This is a genomic window from Mesorhizobium sp. LMG17149 (assembly GCF_024518695.1).
Lineage (GTDB): Bacteria > Pseudomonadota > Alphaproteobacteria > Rhizobiales > Rhizobiaceae > Mesorhizobium.
In genome coordinates, this window is record NZ_JANIFL010000004.1 from 404,013 (window position 1) to 424,660 (window position 20,648).

The 20,648-nt window shown below is 61.2% G+C and carries 16 protein-coding genes; 13 read left to right on the top strand and 3 right to left on the bottom strand.

What is annotated here, in order from left to right; genetic code table 11:
- Positions 1 to 25 precede the first annotated feature (25 nt).
- Complete coding sequence (locus tag NP945_RS11235; RefSeq protein WP_127267312.1) at positions 26 to 838, top strand: helix-turn-helix transcriptional regulator; 813 nt, start codon at positions 26 to 28, stop codon at positions 836 to 838.
- A 12-nt stretch (positions 839 to 850) separates the two neighbouring features.
- Here NP945_RS11235 and NP945_RS11240 read toward each other — a convergent pair whose 3' ends face one another.
- Positions 851 to 2,137 (bottom strand): ArgE/DapE family deacylase, encoded by a 1,287-nt coding sequence (locus NP945_RS11240; protein WP_127267311.1) that lies wholly within the window; start codon positions 2,135 to 2,137, stop codon positions 851 to 853.
- Positions 2,138 to 2,321: 184 nt separating this feature from the next.
- A complete protein-coding gene (locus NP945_RS11245; protein WP_256746376.1) occupies positions 2,322 to 2,591 on the bottom strand; it encodes a hypothetical protein in 270 nt (89 codons plus the stop codon).
- A gap of 171 nt (positions 2,592 to 2,762) precedes the next feature.
- Here NP945_RS11245 and NP945_RS11250 point away from each other — a divergent pair, with 171 nt between their 5' ends.
- From NP945_RS11250 to NP945_RS11295, 10 genes are all read left to right on the top strand, one after another.
- Complete coding sequence (locus NP945_RS11250) at positions 2,763 to 3,707, top strand: MurR/RpiR family transcriptional regulator (protein WP_256746377.1); 945 nt, start codon at positions 2,763 to 2,765, stop codon at positions 3,705 to 3,707.
- 332 nt (positions 3,708 to 4,039) lie between these two features.
- Positions 4,040 to 5,266 carry an ABC transporter substrate-binding protein gene (locus tag NP945_RS11255; protein ID WP_256746378.1) on the top strand — a complete coding sequence of 409 codons (1,227 nt, stop codon included), beginning with the start codon at positions 4,040 to 4,042 and terminating at the stop codon, positions 5,264 to 5,266.
- A 3-nt stretch (positions 5,267 to 5,269) separates the two neighbouring features.
- Entirely contained in the window at positions 5,270 to 7,273 is a 2,004-nt protein-coding gene (locus tag NP945_RS11260) for an ABC transporter permease subunit (protein ID WP_256746379.1), read from the top strand.
- A gap of 14 nt (positions 7,274 to 7,287) precedes the next feature.
- Positions 7,288 to 8,337, top strand: coding sequence for an ABC transporter ATP-binding protein (locus tag NP945_RS11265; RefSeq protein ID WP_256746380.1), 1,050 nt, complete (start codon positions 7,288 to 7,290; stop codon positions 8,335 to 8,337).
- The gene (locus NP945_RS11270) at positions 8,327 to 9,484 is read left to right on the top strand and encodes an amidohydrolase/deacetylase family metallohydrolase (RefSeq protein WP_127267307.1); all 1,158 of its coding nucleotides are present in this window, start codon (positions 8,327 to 8,329) and stop codon (positions 9,482 to 9,484) included. Before NP945_RS11265 ends, NP945_RS11270 begins: the two co-directional genes overlap by 11 nt.
- 12 nt (positions 9,485 to 9,496) lie before the next feature.
- Positions 9,497 to 10,969, top strand: a complete 1,473-nt coding sequence (locus NP945_RS11275) for an aldehyde dehydrogenase (protein WP_256746381.1) — start codon at positions 9,497 to 9,499, stop codon at positions 10,967 to 10,969.
- Between the two features lie 65 nt (positions 10,970 to 11,034).
- Entirely contained in the window at positions 11,035 to 11,523 is a 489-nt protein-coding gene (locus NP945_RS11280; RefSeq protein ID WP_127270351.1) for a hypothetical protein, read from the top strand.
- A complete protein-coding gene (locus NP945_RS11285; RefSeq protein ID WP_256746382.1) occupies positions 11,520 to 13,148 on the top strand; it encodes a GMC family oxidoreductase in 1,629 nt (542 codons plus the stop codon). Before NP945_RS11280 ends, NP945_RS11285 begins: the two co-directional genes overlap by 4 nt.
- 134 nt (positions 13,149 to 13,282) lie before the next feature.
- Complete coding sequence (locus NP945_RS11290) at positions 13,283 to 14,362, top strand: DSD1 family PLP-dependent enzyme (protein WP_236383057.1); 1,080 nt, start codon at positions 13,283 to 13,285, stop codon at positions 14,360 to 14,362.
- Complete coding sequence (locus NP945_RS11295; RefSeq protein ID WP_127270354.1) at positions 14,359 to 15,495, top strand: pyridoxal-phosphate dependent enzyme; 1,137 nt, start codon at positions 14,359 to 14,361, stop codon at positions 15,493 to 15,495. The genes NP945_RS11290 and NP945_RS11295 overlap by 4 nt, the downstream gene beginning before the upstream one ends.
- A gap of 1,200 nt (positions 15,496 to 16,695) precedes the next feature.
- Here the strand turns inward: NP945_RS11295 and NP945_RS11300 are convergent.
- The gene (locus tag NP945_RS11300) at positions 16,696 to 18,678 is read right to left on the bottom strand and encodes a BTAD domain-containing putative transcriptional regulator (protein WP_256746383.1); all 1,983 of its coding nucleotides are present in this window, start codon (positions 18,676 to 18,678) and stop codon (positions 16,696 to 16,698) included.
- A 151-nt stretch (positions 18,679 to 18,829) separates the two neighbouring features.
- Between NP945_RS11300 and NP945_RS11305 the strand changes: the two genes are divergently transcribed.
- Positions 18,830 to 19,828 carry a DMT family transporter gene (locus tag NP945_RS11305; RefSeq protein WP_256746384.1) on the top strand — a complete coding sequence of 333 codons (999 nt, stop codon included), beginning with the start codon at positions 18,830 to 18,832 and terminating at the stop codon, positions 19,826 to 19,828.
- The gene (locus NP945_RS11310) at positions 19,812 to 20,642 is read left to right on the top strand and encodes a hypothetical protein (protein ID WP_256746385.1); all 831 of its coding nucleotides are present in this window, start codon (positions 19,812 to 19,814) and stop codon (positions 20,640 to 20,642) included. Before NP945_RS11305 ends, NP945_RS11310 begins: the two co-directional genes overlap by 17 nt.
- Positions 20,643 to 20,648: the final 6 nt, after the last annotated feature.

The following is a 20,648-nucleotide window of genomic DNA, read 5'->3' on the forward strand; positions in this document are numbered from 1 at the left end:
TCTGGCGTCAGTATGCATTAGATCCATGCAGACCGAACCGCTTCCCCAGAACCTCGCCTTCCTGTGCAGCTATTATCCGTCGATCGCCGCCGTGTGTCGGCGCCTGCAGATCAACCGCCAGCAGTTCAACAAATATCTGAGCGGCCAGACCTGGCCGTCACGCCGCAACATGCGCAAGATCTGCGATTTCTTCGGCGTGACCGAAGGCGAGCTTTTGATGGACCAGCAGCGCTTTGCCGAGATCGTCGGCCTGCGCCGCCGCCCGCTCGGCGTCCACGCGCCGTCGGACCTGCTGGTGCATATGGAGCAGCTCTATCAGCGGTCCGGCGATCTCGGGCGCTATGTCGGCTACTATTTCCGCTATTTCTACTCGTTCGGCTATGCCGGCAAGATCATCAAATGCCTCGTCGTGATCTATGAAAAGGACGGCCGCTATTTCTGGAAATGCATGGAAAGGCTCGTCCATTTCGGCAAATATGGCGTGAAGACCTCGAAATATTCGGCCGCGCTGCTGCTGCTCGGCGATCGCATATTCGCGCTCGAATCCGAAATCCTGCTCAAAACCAGCATCACCCAGGTGATCCTCTATCCGAGCTACCAGACGAGCGTCGCCTATCTGGTCGGCATCCAGACGGGCATGCCCCTTTTACGGGGGCGGAGACCCGCAGCCTCGGTCGTGCTTCTGGAATATCTCGGCCGCTCCGTCGACCAGCGCAAGGCGCTGCGGGCCTGCGGCCTATTCGACGAAACCGACCCCGCCATCGATGCTGGCATCCGCGCCATGATCACCAACCGGATACCGGCGGGCACATTCGTGCTTGAAACCGAGGAGGTGTAGCCGGCTCCCCGGTTATATTGCCCGCTCCACGCCGCACCAGCCGGCGGCGAACAGCGCGATCGTCTTCGTCACCCGGCGCAGCGACGACAGGCTGACGCGCTCGTCAATGCCATGAATATTCTCCGAAACCGGTCCATAGACCAGCGCCGGTATATTCGCATGGACGGCGAAGAGCGCCGCGTCGAGATAACAGGTCATGACGTAGGAACGCATCTCACCGCCATGCGCCAGACCGTGTGCTTCCTGAAGAACCTGTCCGGCGGAGCAGTGCGGCCGCATGCGGTAGCCGGTCTGCATGACGCCGATCCACTCGACCTTCGGATTTGCCTTGGCGAGCCGCGGATCCGCACTTGCCGTATCGGCGACGAAGGCTTCGAACGCGGCGGCGCGCTGCCTGGGATCGTCGCCAGGATAGAAGCCGATCCGGCCCTCGAAGGAGCAGGCGAAAGGGACCGAGGCCAGCCACTCGCCGCCGGAGATGGTGCCGATGTTGAGCGATGCGGGATTGGCGATCTCCTCGAAACCGGGATGGCGCGCGCGTTCGTCGTTCCACTTGGCCGCAAGACGCTGCAGGTGGCCGATCAGGCCGAGCCCGGCATCGATGGCGCTGACGCCGGACTCTGCTTCCCTCGGATGTGCGGGCACGCCATGGACGGTGATGCGGAATTTGATGACGCCGGAATTGGCCGAAACCAGCTGTTCGTCGGTAGGTTCCGGAATCAGCACCGCATCGGCGGTGCAGCCACGGGCGATTGCGGCGGCCGCGCCGTTGCCCGTCACCTCCTCGTCGAGCACCGACTGCACCTGCACCGGCGCGGTCAGGCGGTAGCCGGCCTTCTCGATCGCGTCGAGAGCGAAGATGTTGGCGATGAGCCCGGCCTTCATGTCGCCGGCGCCGCGGCCGTAGAGCCAATCGCCGTCGCGGGTGGCGGAAAACGGCGGATAGCGCCAATGTGACGGGTCCGCCGTCGGCACGACGTCGACATGGGCGTTCAGGGCCAGCGAGCGGCCGACTTGCGAAGCCGGCGTCTTCCTGCCGACCACGTTGAACGCGCCGGCATAGTCGATCGTCGCCGGCGAGAAGGCCGGATGATTGGCCATCGCCCGCATATCGATGCCGAACCGTTCCACCGCATAGCCGCGTTCGGCGAGCGCTGAGGCGACGATCTCCTGCGCGGCGCCTTCCTGCCCGCGCAGCGAAGGCGCGCGGACGAGCCGCTGTAACAGTTCGACCTGGCTTTCGAAATTGTCATCGACCGCGCGGGCGATGTGATCTGGATCGGGGAATGAGGATTTCATGACTGGCCTTCCTGACTGAACCGGCGGGGAGAAGTCGCGCGTCTCTCTTGCCCAGCCGGCACTGTCAATGGCCGTTCTGGCCGGCAGCATAGGTGCAATAGGAACCGTTGCCCGAGATAAGCGGGCCGGCGTGCCGGACGCCGCGTTGCCGGAAGCATTTGCTCTCCATGCCGCGCCCTCCCAGCTATGCCGGACAGAGGGCCTTCCGCAGGGCCTCGACGAACTGCTTCAGCGGCGGGGTTGGGCCGACGTTGTATTTCCAGTTGGTCAGTTCGATGGTCAGCGAATCCTCGTAGCTCTGGCCGCGAAGATCGGTGACCAGCTTGTCGAGATCGATGATGCCGTCGCCCCAGGCAAGATAGCTGCCGCCGGCATCCGAGTCGGTGAAATGCACATGTGCGACGCGGCCGGCGACATGGGTGAAATTATCTTCGGGCCGTTCATGCCCCTTCACCGCGCCTGCCACGTCATAGACGGAACGCTATACGCTTTCATGTGGCAACAACTCGAACGAGAGGCGAGCTAAGCTGAAGGCCTCATGAAGTAAAGTTACGCATCAGGTTTCAGAGAAACGTTGACACCCTGACGGTTTAATTCAAAACCTCGACCTAAAGGGAGATATTCAATGGCTCGCCATCCGTCGCAAGAAAATCGCATATCACAACCTAATGATGGCACGGTCATCCCAGGCGTCAAGCGCAATGCACAAGATGTCATTGGGCTCATTGTCGACCAGCAGTCACAGTTCTCCAAAACAAACCGCCGGATTGCGCACGCGATTTTGAGCGAGCCGCATAGCTTTGCCGAAAAGCCCATCGAGGAGCTCACCACTTGGCTCAATGTATCGGCGCCAACCATCACACGGTTTTCGCGCATGCTGGGATGTGACGGTCTAAAGGATCTCAAGCTCAAAATCATGGGGTCGGTGCGCGTCGGCATCCGTTATCTCGAACCCCAGACGCCGCCCGGATCCATCGCCGAAGTTGCGGAGCGCGTCAGCAAACGGGCGCAGAAAACCATTGCGGACATGCATCACAACGTCGACCTCGAACGCGCCCAGGCGGTCGTCGACAAGATCAGCGTCTGCCACACGCTCTACGCATTCGGAAGTGGCGGTGTCTCCTCATGGCTTATCGAGGAGATCCAGAACCGCTTTTTCCGGTTGGGTATACGCGTAATCCCCTGTAACGATCACCAGATGCAGTTCATGCTTGCAACAGCTGTTGAACGCACGGACGTCGTGATCTGCTGTTCGCTCACGGGCGCCAATGTCGAGCTCGAGAAGGCTGTAACCGTCGCTCGCGAGTACGGCGCGACAACCATCGCCCTGACACCGAGCGGAACCCCCCTGGCTTCCGCTGTGGACGAACTCCTGCCGATCGACTGCCCCCCGGACGAAGACATTCTGACGCCAGCGTCAATCCGCTACGCCTACATGATCGCAATCGACATCATATCCTACGGCGCCGCCATCGCACGCAAGGACGCGGGCCGGGAAAAGCTTCGCCGCCTCAAACAGCAACTGGCGATCGCACGCGATGCGGCCCAGACACAGCCCTTGTGCGACTGAGCCGGAAGATGTCAACTTTTTTGCTTTTTTGATCAAAAAATAGATCAAAAACTGACTGAATGCTCCGCACCGCCGAAAAATGACACGGAAATGAAAATTTTGTTGGACAGCTAAAAATTTTTGCGCATAGTTACCCCACAGCAAGAGCTTAACCGGCCTTACAGTTTGTCTTCTAGGCCGGAGATACTGAAAGTCATCTGCCGGCACAGCCGGTCGGCCGAAATCAAAAAAGCTATCATAATTGGGGAACTAGCATGATTTCTTCGCTGGAACGACACCTGCTGTCCAGAAGACAGATACTACAAGGCGCTGCGGGGTTATCCGCTGCGGCGATGATGGGGTCTCGCGCTTTCGCGGCACCCTCCACACCGATCAGCTTCGTCGGCTGGCAGTACCAGCCGCAGATCGTCGATGAGAACGTCAAGACGTTCATGAAACTCTACGACGAGAACGTAAATTACGAACTCGTATCGGGCGACTACCATCCCTTGGCGGAAACGAAGCTCACCGGCGGTCAGCATATCGACATGCTGTATTCCGAAGAGAACTACATCGCCCGCTGGCACGCGGCCAACTGGATCCGTGACATCGAGAGCCTGCCGGGCGTTGCCGATATCAAGGCCGGCATGTTCCCGGTCAGTGTCGAGTCGCTTTCGCTGCCCAACGGCGGGGCCCTGTGCGGGCTCCCCTACTACGCCGGCTACAACACCTTCCTCTACAACGAGGAGCATCTCAAAAACGCCGGGGTTCAGGTACCGGAAACCTGGGATGCCGTTCTTGATGTCTGCCGCAAACTCAAGAAGGACGGCATATCCGACGCGCCCTTTCACGCAATGTGGCAGCAACAATGGCCAAACATGTCCTGGTATATGTTCGCGGCTTGGTATTCCGAGGGCGCCAAGGTCTTCGATGCCGACGGAAACTTCGTCGATGAGCCGGCCTTGCGCAAGATCCTCGAAATCAACCAGACCTTCTACAAGGAGAAGCTGGTCGTCGAAGACATCATGACCTTGCCCGGCGAAGGTGTGCCCAGCTATGCCTCCGGCCGTCACACGTTCATGGTCGTCCATGACTACAACCACAAGGTCGCCAACGATCCCGCCGTTTCCAAGATCGCGGGAAAGGTGCGCAACGCGATCATGCCGGGCGCGACCCGCTCGACCATGGCCTGGACGGCGGCCTATCTGATGGGCGCCCAGCCCGTCGATGAGGAGCGCGTGTGGAACCTGCTCCAGTTCTTCGGCGGCAAAGCCAAGGATGGCCAGTATCATGTGATCAAGCGCTGGGCTCTCGAGTTCGGTCTCGGCTCGGGCTACAAGGCGGTCATGCAGGATCCGGAGATCGTCGCCAGTTTCTCGAAATGGCGCGACCTTGACATTTCGGCCAAGCAGCTCGGCATGGCGACGTCACGCGCGATCGGCAAGGCGATCTGGTTCCCGGAATGGGATATGTTCATGATGCAGCAGGTCCAGGAATATATCCGCTCAGGCAGCTCGACCGACGAGTTGGTGACAGCGCTTGCGGCCAAGGCTTCCGAGCTCAAGGCCCAATATCAGTAAGACATGACGCAACAGCCGGTCATCGGGGCCGGCTGTTGCGTCCGCACCAACCTCCAACACATCGCCAGACGCGGCATTGTCGGCGATCTGGCCCAGATGATGCGCGAGGACGCCATGACGATGACATTGCCGTCGCAAGGAGCCGAGCCGCTGGCGCGCGAACGCCGGCGCAGGATGAGCCTTCCGGCTTTTGCCTATCTCTCCGTCGCCCCGACGCTGATCCTGATGATCCTGATCGTCGGCCTGCCGCTCCTCTACAGTCTGTACTTGTCCTTCAACATCACCAATCCGATCACCAAGCGATGGATTTTCGTGGGCTTCGCCAATTATGCGAAGATCTTCCAGAATCAAGACTTCTGGTATGCGCTCGGCCGCACGCTTTACTTCTCCACGATTGCGGTCATCGGGACGACCGTACTGGGAACACTGATCGCGCTCGTCTTGAATCAGCGTTTTGCCGGCCGCGGCTTCCTGCGCAGTATCGTCCTCGTTCCCTGGGCCATGGCGCCCGTGTCTATCGGGGTGCTGTGGTCCTTCATCTATGCCGGCAATTTCGGTCTGTTGAACGGCTTTCTCAACGACATAGGCCTCGGTTCATGGGGGCGGGCATGGTTTGGAGAGGGCTTCCGCGCCCTCAACCTCGTGGCGCTGACCCAGGTCTGGAACCAGACGCCTTTGACGACGCTGATGCTCCTTTCCAGCCTGCAATCCATGCCGGGCAACCTGCATCGCGCTGCCATTCTCGACGGCACGGGACCGGTCAAGCGCTTTTTCGCGATCACTTTGCCTTGGCTCAAGTCGACGCTGCTGTTCTCCACCATCATCTCCACGATCAATGCGTTCCTGGCCTTCGACATCATCTGGATCATGACGCGCGGCGGTCCGGGCGCGGCGACCACCACACTGTCCTGGCTCGGCTACATGCAATCCTTTCAGTTCCTGAAGTTCGGCGAAGGGGCCGCTCTTCTTTACGTGCTGACGTTTCTCAGCCTTGCATTCGCCATCGCCTATTTTGCCTTCCTCAGCCCCAGGAAAGCCAGGACGACAGTGTCGGCTTTGGCGGCCCCAGGGCTGCTAACAGCCAGTTGCCCGCGGCCCGCCATGGTCGTTCTGCCGGAATGGAAGCCGAAAAGACTGATGGGCCCGATCGCTGCACGCAACGCTGGCAAGATCCTGTTCGCGCTCGCCGTCGTTGCCATTTTCGTCTGGTCGTTCCTGCCTGTTGCGGCGCTGGTCCTGATAAGCCTATCGCCAGCCACCGACCTGATCCGCACGCCCCCCTCCATCGTGCCCTCGACGCTCACTTTCGACAACTATCGGGCGGTGCTCATGGCGCAAGGCACGACCAGCGTGCAGGCCGCGCGCGTGCCGTTGTCCCTGCTCAACAGTTTCGGCATCGGCATCGTCGTCTCCGTCGTCAATGTCGCGCTCGGCACCTTGGCTGGCTACGGTTTTGCCCGCTATGCTGGACATCGTTTCTTTGCCGTCAGCCTCTGGGCGCTTCTTCTGACGCGTATGGTTCCCGCACTGACGCTGGTTCTGCCGTTCTTCGTCATCTTCCGGACGCTCGGGCTCATCGACACCCATCTCGGTCTGGTGATCGCATATTCGACGATCCTGATGCCGCTTGCCGCCTGGATGATGAAGACCAGTTTCGAGACCGTTCCAATCAGCCTTGAGCGCGCGGCACAGATCGACGGCTGCAGTCGCTGGACGATGTTCCGCAAGGTTCTGGTGCCCGTGGTGCGGCCGGCTATCGTCGCGGCGCTGATCTTCTGCTTCCTCGTGTCCTGGAACGAGTTTCTCTTTGCCATGATCCTGACCTCGACCCCCAAGACGCAGACAATCCCCGTCGTCATCGCAGGCTTTCTCAACCAGGCCCGTTTCTATGAATACGGACCGCTCTTTGCGGCCAGCGTGCTTGCCATCCTGCCGCCTGTGGCCGTTGCCTTCTTCTTCCAACGTTACCTCGTCCAGGGTGCGCTTTCCGGCGCGGTCAAGGGCTGAAAGGAGCTTCAAGCATGGCGTCGATCAAGATTGCCGGCCTTACCAAGCGGTTCGGGGCGATAGCTGTTTTGAAGGGTCTCGATCTTACGATCAACGATGGCGAGTTCATTTCCTTCCTCGGACCGTCGGGGTGCGGGAAATCGACTTTGCTGTTTTGCATCGCCGGCCTGGAGGATATCGACGAGGGATCCATCCGCTTCGACGACAAGGAGATTTCGGAGCTCGGTCCGCGTGAACGCAACATCGCGCTGGTCTTCCAGGATTACGCGCTCTACCCGCACATGACGGTGCGCGAAAACATCGCCTTTCCATTGCGCCAGCAGAAGCTGGACGAAGCGACCGTAGGCAAGCAGGTAGCCTGGGCAGCCGATGTTCTGGGCATCGAGGCCCTTCTCGATCGCCCGCCGGCGGCGCTTTCCGGCGGCCAGCGCCAGCGCGTTGCCGTTGGCCGCGCGATCGTCAGGAACCCTTCTGTCCTTCTCATGGATGAGCCGCTGTCAAATCTCGACGCCTCGCTGCGGGTGCGCATGCGCACCGAGATCCGACGCCTCCAGAAAGCGCTCGGCATTACCGTCATCTTCGTCACCCACGATCAGGAAGAGGCCATGGTGCTGTCGGACCGGATCGCAGTGATGAAGGACGGCGTCGTGCAGCAGTTCGGACCGCCGATGGAGGTCTATTCGGCTCCCGCCAACCAGTTCGTCGCCGGGTTTATCGGCAGCCCGCAAATGAACTTCCTGCCCGCCAATCTCTGTGGCGGGAGTTCTGACCGGATTCTTGGCGTGCGTCCCCACGACCTGAAGCCGGCGGCGCGCGGTAATGGTGGTCTCACCCTTTCGGGCGAACTCGTGCTGATCGAGCCCGCCGGGCCTTTCCAGTTCCTCGATGTCGACGTTGCCGGCCACATCGTCCGGGCAACCTGCAGCGATGCGTCGGGCCTGTCCGCGGGCGAACGCATCACTCTCTGCGCGAGCCCGGACGCTGTCCGCTATTTCGCCGCCGAGGACGGCACCCGTATCAATCAGCGCTTCTTGGAAACCGAAAGCCGAATTCATGCCTTATGATCTCGTTTTGAAAAATGGTCGCGTCATCGATCCTTCCCAGGGTATCGACCAGGTCACCGACGTCGCCTTCGCCGCAGGAAAGGTCGCCGCCGTCGGGAACGGTCTTTCTGGAACCGAAGAACGAAACGTCGCGGGCCTTATCGTAACGCCCGGCCTGATCGATCTGCACACGCATGTTTACTGGGGCGGGACGTCGCTTGGGGTGGATCCGGACGCGTTTGCCCGCAAGAGCGCGGTTTCGACCTGCGTCGACACGGGAAGTGCCGGACCGGGAAATTTCCCCGGATTTCGCAAGCATGTGATCGAGCGAAGCACGGCTCGCATTCTCGTCTACCTGCATATCTCCTTCGCCGGCATCTATGGTTTTGCAAAGAACATCATGATCGGCGAAAGCCATGACATGCGGCTTCTTGCCGGCCGCGAGGCCGTCGAGGTCATCAACGCCAACCGCGACATAATCATCGGGGTGAAGGTGCGCATCGGTCGCCACGCCTCTGGCCCCGCCGGTATCCAGCCTCTCGATGTCGCCCTGCAGGTCGCCGACGAGACGGGCCTGCCGTTGATGGCCCATATCGATGAGCCACCCCCTTCCTACGAGGCCGTCGTCTCGCGCCTGCGAGCTGGCGATGTACTGACCCATTGTTTTCGACCCTTCCCCAATGCGCCCATCGACGGCGCAGGCAAGATCAAGCCGGAAATCCTCGAGGCGCGGGAACGAGGCGTCCTTTTCGATATCGGCCACGGGATGGGCTCCTTCTCCTGGAAAACGGCGCGCGCGATGATGGCGCAAGGCTTCCAGCCGGACACCATCTCCTCCGATGTTCATGCGCTCTGCATCGAGGGTCCGGCCTACGACCAGGTTACGACGCTTTCGAAATTCCTTGCGCTCGGCATGTCGATCAACGACATCATCGCAGCCTCAACCGTCAATGCGGCCAAGGCATTGCAGCGCCCAGAGCTTGGAACATTCAAGATTGGCTCGGCCGGGGATGCGAGCATCCTCGAATTGCGCAATGGCGCGTTTTCCCTTGAAGACACGCGCGGCGAGATTGTCGTTGCGCCTGAACGTATCTTTGCCGCCGGTCTGGTCATCGCGGGCCAGGATATCGGTACCGATGATCAAACACTCGCTGCGGCGGCCGAATGAAGGAGATTTGAAATGGATGGTGGCTATGCCATGAAAGACGCGCCCGCCAATTTCATAGGCGGCGAATGGCAGACGGAGCCGGACACCATGCCGGCGGTCAATCCCGCAACCGGGGAGACCATTGCCCAGTTGCCGCGATCAGGCCGCGAGACGGTACAACGGGCTGTCGCGGCTGCAAAAGCAGCCGCGCCGACATGGGCCGGCATGCCGGTTTTCAAGCGCGCCGCGATCTGCGTTGCCATCGCCTCGGCAATCGACGCGGCTCAAGAAAAGATCGCACGCCTCCTGTCGACCGAGCAGGGCAAAGTTCTTGCCGAGGCCATGGGTGAGGTCGGCAAGGCCGCCGACGGCTTCCGGCTCGCATCCGAACTCGTCAAGCAGCTGGGTGGCCAGACCTTGCCCGCCGAGGATCCGACGAAGCTCGTCATGACGATCCGCCAGCCGCGCGGGGTCTACGGAGTCATTACCCCTTGGAACTTCCCGGTCAACATCCCCGTCGAATATCTGGCACCGGGCATTGCGACCGGCAACACCATCGTCTGGGTGCCCGCCCCGTCGACCTCGCTGGTCGCCTGTGCCTTGATGGAGGTAATCGACGGCGCCGGTCTTCCCGCCGGCGTCATCAATCTGGTCATCGGTGAAGGCGCTACCGCCGGCGACGCCGTCGTGGTTCATCCCGACGTCGCGGCAATCGGCTTTACGGGCAGCGCGGCGACCGGCAAGAAAATCGCCGAGCGCGGCGCCGGCAAGCCGCTGCTCCTGGAACTGGGCGGCAACGGCCCGGTGATCGTTTTCGAGGACGCTGATCTTGACGCGGCGGCCGCCGCCGCGGCCGGCGGCGCATTCTTCAACGCCGGTCAGGTCTGCGCCGCGACGGGCCGCGTTCTCGCTCATCAGTCGATTGCCGAAAGCCTCTGCGAAAAGCTCGTCGCCCATGCGCAAAAACATGTGCTTGGTGATCCCTTCCACCAGGGAACGACCATGGGGCCGCTGAACAACGCGAAGGTCGCAGCCAAGGTCAAGGAGCACATCGATGACGCAATCGCGCAGGGTGCCAAGGTGCTCTGTGGCGGCAAGCCGCGCCCCGATCTCGGCAGCGGGCTGTTTTTCGAGCCGACGATCATTACCGGCGTCACGCGCGAGATGAAACTCAATCGCGAGGAAACCTTCGGCCCCGTCGTGCCCGTTCTCACTTTCAAGAACGAGGCTGAAGCGCTCGATCTGGCGCTCGACAGCGAATATGGCCTGTCGGTCGGCGTCTTCACGGCGAATGTGGCGCGGGGTGTTTCGGTCGCCAGGGCGATCCCCGCCGGGATCGTCAATATCAATGCCGGCAGCACATGGTGGGAAATTCACCTGCCCTTCGGCGGCGGAAGCGGCACCAAGAGCGGCATCGGCCGACTGGGCGGCGTGCACACGATGGAAGCCATGACCGAACTCAAGATGATCACCGTCACGATCGATCGAAAGGCAGGTGCGGCATGAGCCCTCAATCGCATGCTCTTGCCGGCGAACGGAATTCGCCGCTTTCTCCACCTGAGAGAACGCGGATGATCCGCGCTCTTGTCGATGAACTGATCCCTGGCAACGAGAGTTGGCCCTCCGCGTCCGAGGCCGGCGTGCACGGCATCGTGTCGATGCGCCTCTTTGCGGATTGGAGCGACGTGCAGACTACGGCACTGGCCGATCTGCTGGGCTGGGAAAGGGGTGGCCTTTCAAGCAGCAATGGCGACACCCGCATCGCGGCCGTCAAGGTCTTCGAGCAAGCCGACGCGGAGCTTTTCGACAAGATCTACACGGCGGTGACACTCGCTTATTACGAAACGCCCTTCGTCATCGAGGCCATTCGGAACACGGGGCGTCCGTACTCCCACCGGCCCCATCTGACCGGCTACGACATGGCGCCTTTCGATTTCAACCGGGACCAGCCAGCCCATCGGCGCGGCCATTACCTGGAGACCGAAAAGGTCAGGCCCGTCGACACGTCGCCGCTCGGGCTGGACACGGTAATGACAGATCGCTGGGGATTGGAAAGATGACAACAGATCGCATCTGTGACGTATTGATAGTGGGCGCCGGCGCGACAGGATCCTTGGCAGCACTGACACTTGCGGAAGCCGGTCTCGATGTCGTCTGCCTGGAACAGGGATCCTGGGTGGAGGCGAAAGACCATCCGCATCTCCATTCCGACTGGTCGTGGCAGCGCCGGACCAACTGGAGCCCGGACGTCAACAAGCGCAGCCATCCGGATGATTTCCCCGTCAATTCGGACTCCTCGCAAATCCTGATGTGGAATGCCGTCGGCGGATCAACCAATGTCTATGGCGCAATCTGGCCACGCTATCGTCCTTCCGATTTCCGCAAGGGCACGGAGCATGGTCTTCAGCCGGACTGGCCGATCACGTATGAGGATCTCGCCTCCTTTTACGAGCAGGCCGACAAGCTCGTCGGCGTGTCGGGCCTTGCCGGCGACCTGGCCATGCCGCCACGAGACCGCTGTCCGACCCCGCCGATGCCTGTGTCCAAGGTAGCGAAGCGCCTTGCTTCCGGTTTCGATGCGCTTGACTGGCACTGGTGGCCGGTCGAGGCTGCGGCGATCTCCGAGGATTATGACGGTCGGCCGGCCTGCAACAACTGCGGCACATGCAACGGCTGCCCACGTGGATCGATGAGCAAATATTCGCTGTCCATCTGGCCCAAGGCTCTGGATGCCGGCTGCGAACTGCGCATCAACGCCCGCGTGCTCAAGATCGAGAAGGACCCGGACGGCCGCGCGAGCGGCGCTCTTTATGTCGACCGCAAGACCGGGAAGCAACATTTCCAGGGGGCAAAACTGGTTATCGTGGCCGCGAACGGCATCGGAACGCCACGGCTCCTTCTTGCATCCGACAATCTTGCCAACGCCAATGATCAGGTCGGACGTTATCTTCTGCACCACACGCTGGTTGCCTGCGAAATGTGGGTCGACGAGCCTGTCGACGGTCATATCGGTTACGTCGCATCCCTGCTGTCGCGGCAGTTTGCCGAGACGGACGTGTCGCGCGGTTTCGTCAACGGTTTCAACTTCAATTGCATCACCTCCACGCCGTCGGCCGGAGAGCTTGCGGCAGGCTGGTTCACGCCGGCCCACGCGCCATGGGGCCGCGACCATCACCCTTGGTTCGAGCGCCACTTCGGCCATTCCATCGGCGTTTTCGCCATTGGCGACGATCTGCCCAATCCGGAAAACCGCGTGACGCTGGATCCTGTGCTGAAGGATTCCGATGGCGTGCCTGCGGCAAAGACCCGCTACGCGCCCGGCGAGAACGACAAGCGTATGATGAACTACATGCTGGATCGCCTCGAAGAGCTCGCAAAGGCCTGCGGTGCTTTCGAATATCGGCTGCATGATTATCGCGACAAGGAGGGCGTTTATCGCACACCAGCCTGGCACATGATCGGCACCTGCCGGATGGGCAGCGACCCATCGACATCCGTCGTCAACCAATGGAACCAGACCTGGGAGGTGCCAAACCTCTTCATTGTCGATGGAAGCGTGCTCACCACCGGCGGCGTCGTCAATCCGACGGCCACCATCTCGGCGCTCGCCTTGCGTGCCGCGGCCTATATTCGCGACAATTTCGAAACCCTCTCGCGGCAGACGCGATCGTCGATAGCCGCCTGACGCGGATGATGCGGGTTGTCCGTCGATCGTCTCGCATATCAGGCAAGGACGATCCCTCGCCTGCGTGGTCCTGATTGGCATCATCGCGATCGGAGAAAGACAAAATGGTCCAGCGCCCGCCTGCCGAGCCCGGAATGAGCGAAGCGGATATCGATACCCCTGCCCTCATCATCGATCTCGATGCAATGGAAGGAAATCTCGACCGTATGGCCGCATTCTGCCGTAAAGCAGGTGTGCGGTTGCGCGCTCACGCGAAAACCCACAAGTCCCCGGTCATTGCTCACTGGCAGATTGCCAGAGGGACGATCGGCCAATGCGTGCAAAAGACAGCGGAGGCCGAGGTTCTCGCCTGGGGAGGTATAGGCGACATTCTCGTTTCGAACGAGGTCGTTTCCTCCCGCAAGCTGGCGCGACTGGCCGCGCTGTCCAGAATGTCGAAAATCTCGCTCTGTGCCGATAGCGCGGCCGTGGTCGACCAGATCGAGGCAGTGGCCGAATCCTTTGCCACGCGGTTGACAGTGCTGGTCGAGATCGACGTCAGTGGCGGTCGCTGCGGCGTGGAACCTGGCGCCCCCGCAGCGGCACTGGCGGTCCGCATAGCGAGAAGCCGCCACCTGGTGTTCGGTGGCCTGCAATCCTATCACGGGCGCGCCCAGCACCTGCGCGCCGAACAGGAGCGACGCGACGCTATCGGCCAGGCCGCGACGCGAACGGCGGATACGATCGCCGCAATCAGGAAGCAGAAGCTGGACTGCGCGATCGTCGGCGGCGCAGGCACGGGAACCTTCACCCACGAAGCAGCCAGCGGCGTCTACAACGAGCTCCAGGCCGGCTCCTATGTGTTCATGGATGCCGACTATGCACGAAATCGTCCCGCTCCCGATTTCGAACAATCGCTGTTCGTGTTGAGCACCGTCATGAGTGCGGCCCGTCACGGCATCGCGGTTCTGGACTGCGGCCACAAGGGGATTGCTATCGACAGCGGACTTCCTCTCATTCACGCCAGGCAGGATATCGACTATGCCGGCGCATCCGACGAGCACGGTTCGCTCATCCTGCGTTCGGATCCCGGAAGCCTTGCCATCGGAGAAACGCTGCGTCTCGTTCCCGGCCATTGCGATCCAACGGTCGACCGCTATGACTGGTATGTCGGCATGCGCGGCAAACGGGTCGAATGCGTCTTCCCTGTCGCAGCGCGCGGAATGATGCAATGACGCTCGCGGTTCTTCCGGGGGCCGAAACCCCGTCCCGGCAACTGAGGCTGCGCTGCATCGCTTGCAATGCCACCCGGCCGCCGACCCTGGTCTACCGTTGTCCCGATTGCGGCGGCATACTGGAGGTCACGCGTCAAAAACCGGAAGGGCGCGGCTGGCTCAGAGCTGACTTCGTCGCAGATGATATTACTCTTGGAGAAGGCGGCACGCCGCTTCGAGAACTCAGATCCGATCTCCTCCACGTCGGCTTCAGAGGCCGGTTGCTCGTCAAGGACGAAACCCGCAATCCATCCGGCTCCTTCAAGGACCGCCTTGTGGCAGCGGCATTGAGCCAGGCGATCGCGCTTGGAGCGAAGGGGATCGTCAGTGCGTCGAGCGGCAACGCCGGTGCCGCTGCCGCCTGCTATGCCGCGAATGTCGGAATTCCCGCCATCATCGTCTGCCCGGATACGACGCCGCGTGGCAAGCTGGCGCAGATTCTCGCCTATGGCGCCATGCTTGAGCAAGTGCCCGGCCATTACGGAAACGCGTTTGAACATGCCAGACTACGTTGCGCCGAGACCGGCTATGCAAACCTGACGACGACCTATCTGAATCCTTATGGCGTAGATGCCTTGCGGCTGATCGGGCAGGAACTCCATGAGCAGATGGAAGGCGTCGGACCCGATTGGATCGCCATCCCGACAAGTTCCGGACCGTTGGTTAAAGGCGTCTTTCAGGGCTTCATGGATAGGGCTGGCAAAGTGCCTCGCCTGATCGCGGCGCAGTCTGACGGCTGTGCTCCGATAGCAAGGGCCTTCGAGGACGGAAAAATCGAGGTTGATAGCTGGGAGAGCCCCAAGACGATCGCTTCGGGCATTTCGGACCCGTTGCTGGGCTATCCCGAGGAAGGCAGCCTGACGCTTTCGCTTGTCCGCGCGAGCAAGGGCGTTGCTTACGCCGTCGGAGATGCGGATATTCGCGCGGCGATGATCGACTTGGCGCACAAAGCCGGTCTTTTCTGTGAACCGACGGGCGCAACCTCTCTCGCTGCTGCCCGGGATCTGTTCATAAAAGGCTCAATCGGATCGAGCGATACCGTGATCTGCATTGTGACCGGACACGGTTTCAAGGATTTCGCTGCCTGGACCTGATGGATGGGAGCGGCGTCCTAGCCCTTTGGCCGCTCCAGCGGCTGCGGCGCGAAGGTCACCACCCTGTCCGGATGCGAGGGTGACCGGGCGAACCTTTTGGCCACATAGGCCGGGCGGAAGTGCATGAGCACGGCCCTGTTCCAGCGTGTTAACGACGTCAAGAATGCTCTCCGCAAACCACGGCTTGGCCAACATCTAATGATCCCACCTCGCGTTCTATGGCGCGGTAGATTCTACAGCCAACCTTGCTGAGCAGCCCCTCGTCGCACACACGGGCCAGATAGCTGCTGGGAATTCCGATCTCAGTGAGCTCGCGCGTTCGCACTTCACCCTTATCACGGGCAAATGATGGCTCAGGCCCGCCGGCCAATTCGATGCGCTCCGCGCTCGCGGTCACGCATGCGCGTCTTGACGGAAGGTTCTGGCGTAGTTTTGAATCGGCAACTCGTAGTTGCATTTCTTTCGGCCCGGGGAGCCGTAGCGAACCAAAACGAGCCGTAGCGAACCAAAACTGCGAACGTCAAGTCCCGCCCAATGCACACCAGGCTCGATGAGGTGTTGCCGCCCTATACAAATTGCGATGGGTGAGCGCACCGATCACGCTTGTCGCACACTTGAATCATGCATTCCGACTTCTTTCATATGTGCCCACAATTCGGTGGCGGCGCGAGGCCGAAAGTACGGAAAGCTTACAGGTCCCCAGGCAAACGGGATGCTGCAGTAGACAATGAGGTTCACGGATACCCCGGCGAACATCGCATGGTAGCGGTCGAAATGGTCGGCAGGAGAGCGGCAAAAACGGTTGTCGGCGGCGGCATCGCGGGAACGAAAAAGAAGAGAAGGTGAACTTTCGTGTGCGATTTTTGCACACGGGCTCCAGTAACTATCTGATATTACTTATCTATCTGCCCCATCCAGGGGCTATGGCTATCCTAAACCTTTGATAATGTTGCATCTTCATAGCTTCAATAAAGTTTGGGCACGCGTCGCGTGAACGCTATCGCCTGCCATGACAGCCCCCGCCGCAAATCGGCCGAATGCCCTGGCCGGCGCGACGGCGTGCGGCGCCGAATACCTCAATCGCAGGGTAGCTTATAGGTCGACCTGGCCGGAAATGCCAACGCGTTATCTGCTTTCGATGCCTGGGCGGAGGACGGAAGCCTCCAGCTTCGTATGCCGGTGTCTACGCCAATGATGTGGCTAGGAGCCGGGGAGGCCAGCCCTCGACAGCATCTCAAGGAACCGGGAATGGTGATGATCCTTCACATAGCGCGGCACAAAGCCAGGGCAGACATTGCTCAGATTGAGATGCGGAAGTTGTGACAGGCAATGGTGGATGGCCCGGGACGCTTCTTCGTTGTTCCCGGTGGCCGACGCGGTCGCGGCCCAATAAAGGGCGCCGCGAACGAAGCCCGGCTTTGTCCTGACCACTTTGCGGGCGGCTTCGAGCGCCCGCTGGTTGTCTCCGCCAGCGAAGAGCGCCACAACCAGGCCGTGGTGGCGCCAGAAGTCGATGACATCGTGCGTTCCGAGCCGGATTGCTTCGTTGGCCTCACGCACCGCTTCGTCGACCTGTCCGCGCAATGCAAAGAGCATCGAAATATCGCCGTGGCCAGTCGGGTAGCTCGGGTTGAGGCTGATCGCGTGGCGGCATTCGGCGATCGCCTCGTCGATACGACCGCAACTTTCGAGAGCGAACGACAAGATACATCGAGCAATTTCATCGTCCGGTACCGCCCGCACCGCGGCTTCCGCAAGCTCGACCGCACGCTCGATCACCCCTCGCTCCCGAGGCAGTGCACCAAACGCCACGCCCATGGATATTACGATCGAGAGCGTCCGCTTTGCACGGGCGTTGTCGGGACCTATCGAGAAGGCCTTCTCGGCAAGCTCTATCCCGACCAAAAGTGAGTCCCGAGTCATCTCAAAATATTTCATGAGAGCTTCGTTGACCAGCCTGCGCACTTCAGGGGTGCCCGGCGGGCTTTTGTCTCGAACCTTCCAGTTGGTCAGTTGAAGTTCGAGGATCACGGCAAGAACAACAGACTGTGCGATCCTGTCCTGGAATTCGAGCGCGTTCTCGGAGTGGCCGTCGAACTTCTGGGCCCAGACGTGGTGGCCGCCGGCGGCATCGACGAGTTGGACATTCACCCTCAACCCATTGCCGGATCTCTGGACACTGCCGCTGAGCATATATCGCGGCCGGAGTATCCCTGGCGTCTTGGCTTCTTCGCCCGGGCCGCTCTTCTCGGGCGGAAGCGCGGCGAGCACGACATAGTCGGCCACTTCGGACAGGGCCGTCGTGATGTCCTGGACAAGTCCCTTGGCGAAAAAGTCGTCGCCTTGCTTTCCAGTCAGATTGACGAAGTCGGCAACGCTGATGGACGGACGCCCAAGGCGCTGGCTGGCCGGAACACCACTTGTCGACTGCACATTTGAAGCGTCATCGGCGGCAAGCAACAGAGATTGCCAAAGCGCCCGCGTTTCAGGGCCGGCTTCGACGCCGAACTCCTTCTTCAGCATGCTTCTGCAGGCTTCGTATGTCCTGATTGCCCTGTCGCGTTGCCCGCATGCGAGCAGCAATTCCATCTTGAGCCGATAGGATTCTTCCCGTGTCGGTTCCATGGTCAGAATACGATCGGCCAGGATCAGCCCGGCATCGGGGTCGACGAGACGGGCCAGTTTTTCGAAGGACTCAAGCGCGCGGCCGAGCAGCCTGTCGCGTTCCGATGTGATCCAGTCATCGAACGCATTGCTTCCCAGATAAAGCCCGTCGAGGAAGGGCCCGGTGTAGTTCGCCAAGGCCTTCGCGAGGTCCTGAGCGGAACGGGCCGAGAGACCCGTTTCGAACTTCTCCACGTCGACTTGAAAGGCCTCTGGCCTCAGGGCGATCAGCTCACCGCTGGAATGGATGAGATCCACCCCCTCTCGCGCCAGATCCTGGCGCAGGACGCTGAGGGCTTGCCGAAGGCTGTTGCGCGAATGTTCGCCGTCGCTGTCGCCCCATAGGAGGTCAGCCAGCCTCTCCCGCGTCGCCGCCATGCCCGGACACCGGGCCAGATAGGCGATGATTGCCGGCCCTCGTTTCCCGGTCAGCCGAAGCGGACCGGTCGTTTCATTTTCAATCCGGAAACCGCCGAAGAGTGAGATTCTATTTGCAGCGCCCCTGTCCTCACTTTGCATTTGCTATCCCAGCCTGACGAAATCCTAACTCAAAACTAACGCTTCGCAACAGTCGGCCTTCGCGCTCAAGCGCTGCCGTAACGGCAGGCTGTTTAGGCTTTGCTAAATTAAAGTGACCAAGTCAACGAAAGGCTTGGTTCGAGGGGGACGCGTGTCCAGGACAAGAGCCAATTTGCTGCTGCTATTCGCAGCCGCTTTGTGGGGCTTCGGCAATGTCTCGCAAAAGATGGTGCTTGTGCATCTCGACGCGCTGAGTGCGGTGGGTCTGCGCTGCCTGATCGGCGGCCTGCTTGTGTTGCCCTTTGTCTTGATGGAGAGGCGGCTTCCGCTCGGGCCGGACTATTTTTCCAGCTTGGCCAAGGTGTGCGCGCTGTTTGCCATCTCCATCACGCTCCAGCAGCTTTGCTATCTCGGCGCCTCCGTCACCAATGCGAGCTTCCTGGTCAGCACGGCAACGGTAATGACACCGCTAGCCGCCTGGTTTCTCGTAGGCGAACGTCCGACAGCGAGTCTCACGGTCGCCGCCGGGCTGACCGTTGTTGGAGCCCTGCTGTTGTCGGATGGGATTGCCGGGTTCAGCAGTGGCGATCTCACCGCTGTCCTCTCGGCTGCCTGCTATGCGCTCTGGGCAGTCGAACTGGGCCGGCACATGCAGGTGCATGCGCGGCCGTTCACCGCAGCCGCGACACAGTTCTTCGGCGCCGCCGCCTTCGCCCTGCCGCTCGGCGCAGTGCAAGGCAATCTGTCGTTGACCGCCGCATTCGCAGCTGGCCCGGAACTGGCGATCCTCGGCGTGTTCTCCACTGCGATTGCCTTCGGCATACAGACGGTTGCCCTTCGCTTTACGCCGGCCAGCCACGCCGCCGTGATCGTCAGCGCAGAAAGCGTTTTCGGGGCGCTGGGCGCGGCGATCTTTCTCGGCGAGCGGAGCTCGTCCGCGAGCGCATTGGGTGCCGCCATCATTCTGGGTGCGATCCTGTCCGTGGCACTGTCGAACCGAGCGCCGCAGGCACGCACGTCCTTGCGAACCGCTTCGGTTCAACCCTTCGACGGGGCCCCTGCCTTTGCAGCTGCCGCCGCAAATTGGGCAGGCGATCGTCACCCCAACAATTCAGGTCCAGTGGAGGAATGTGATGACCCTTGCCGGTGATGCGAAACCTATTCCGGCCCCGGCTGCCGCCCGACACCGGGCCAGTGGCGTCGATCAGCCAGGCGGCGGTGGCCTTGCCGATGGCGGCAGGACTTATCGTGGGGGCGCAGTGATGGACGCGCGGACGATCCTTCTTCCTATCGCACATTTGGTATCGGCGCTTCGCGCCCGCATGAAGGGACCGGGCGGCTATTACAACAGCGGTAACGCGCTCGGCCTCATTGTCGGTCTCGCCATCCAGATTGCCACCGCGCCGGTCGATTTGCATGAGGGAAGCAGCGTTACCATGGCGGTGATCGAATACTTCGCTGGCAGCCATGGCACTGTTGCGCTGACCTTGACCACCCTGGTCTTCTTCTGGGGCGGCGAGGCCTATCACCGGGCCTGGGCAAGGCCGGATGCTCCCGATCCCGCCCTCAACCGTCTGGGCGACTTCCTGTCGGGCCTAGGGGCGATCGGGCTCGGCATTGCCCTGTTGCTGCTCGGCGATCCATTGCTTGCGGCGACCTCCGGCCTGCTGCATGCGCTCGGCAAATTCGGCAGCACCTTCCACAGGCCCGGCACGCCAATTCCGATGTGGCCGGCCGCTTGGCCCGATCCGTTCCGCAGTGCGGTGCTCGCCAGCCGGTTGCCTGCAATGCTGGCGACGACAGTGGCCCTCGGCCGTGCTTTGCCTGAAGTCTGGTCGGGCGGCTCCTTCGCGGCCCTCGCCATGCCACTGACCTTGCTCGGCTGTTATCTCTTGTGGACCAAGGCCGATCTGCTGCTGTTCGGCGTGGGCACCAAGGCGATCCGCCAGATTTCCACATGTTGAGCTCGC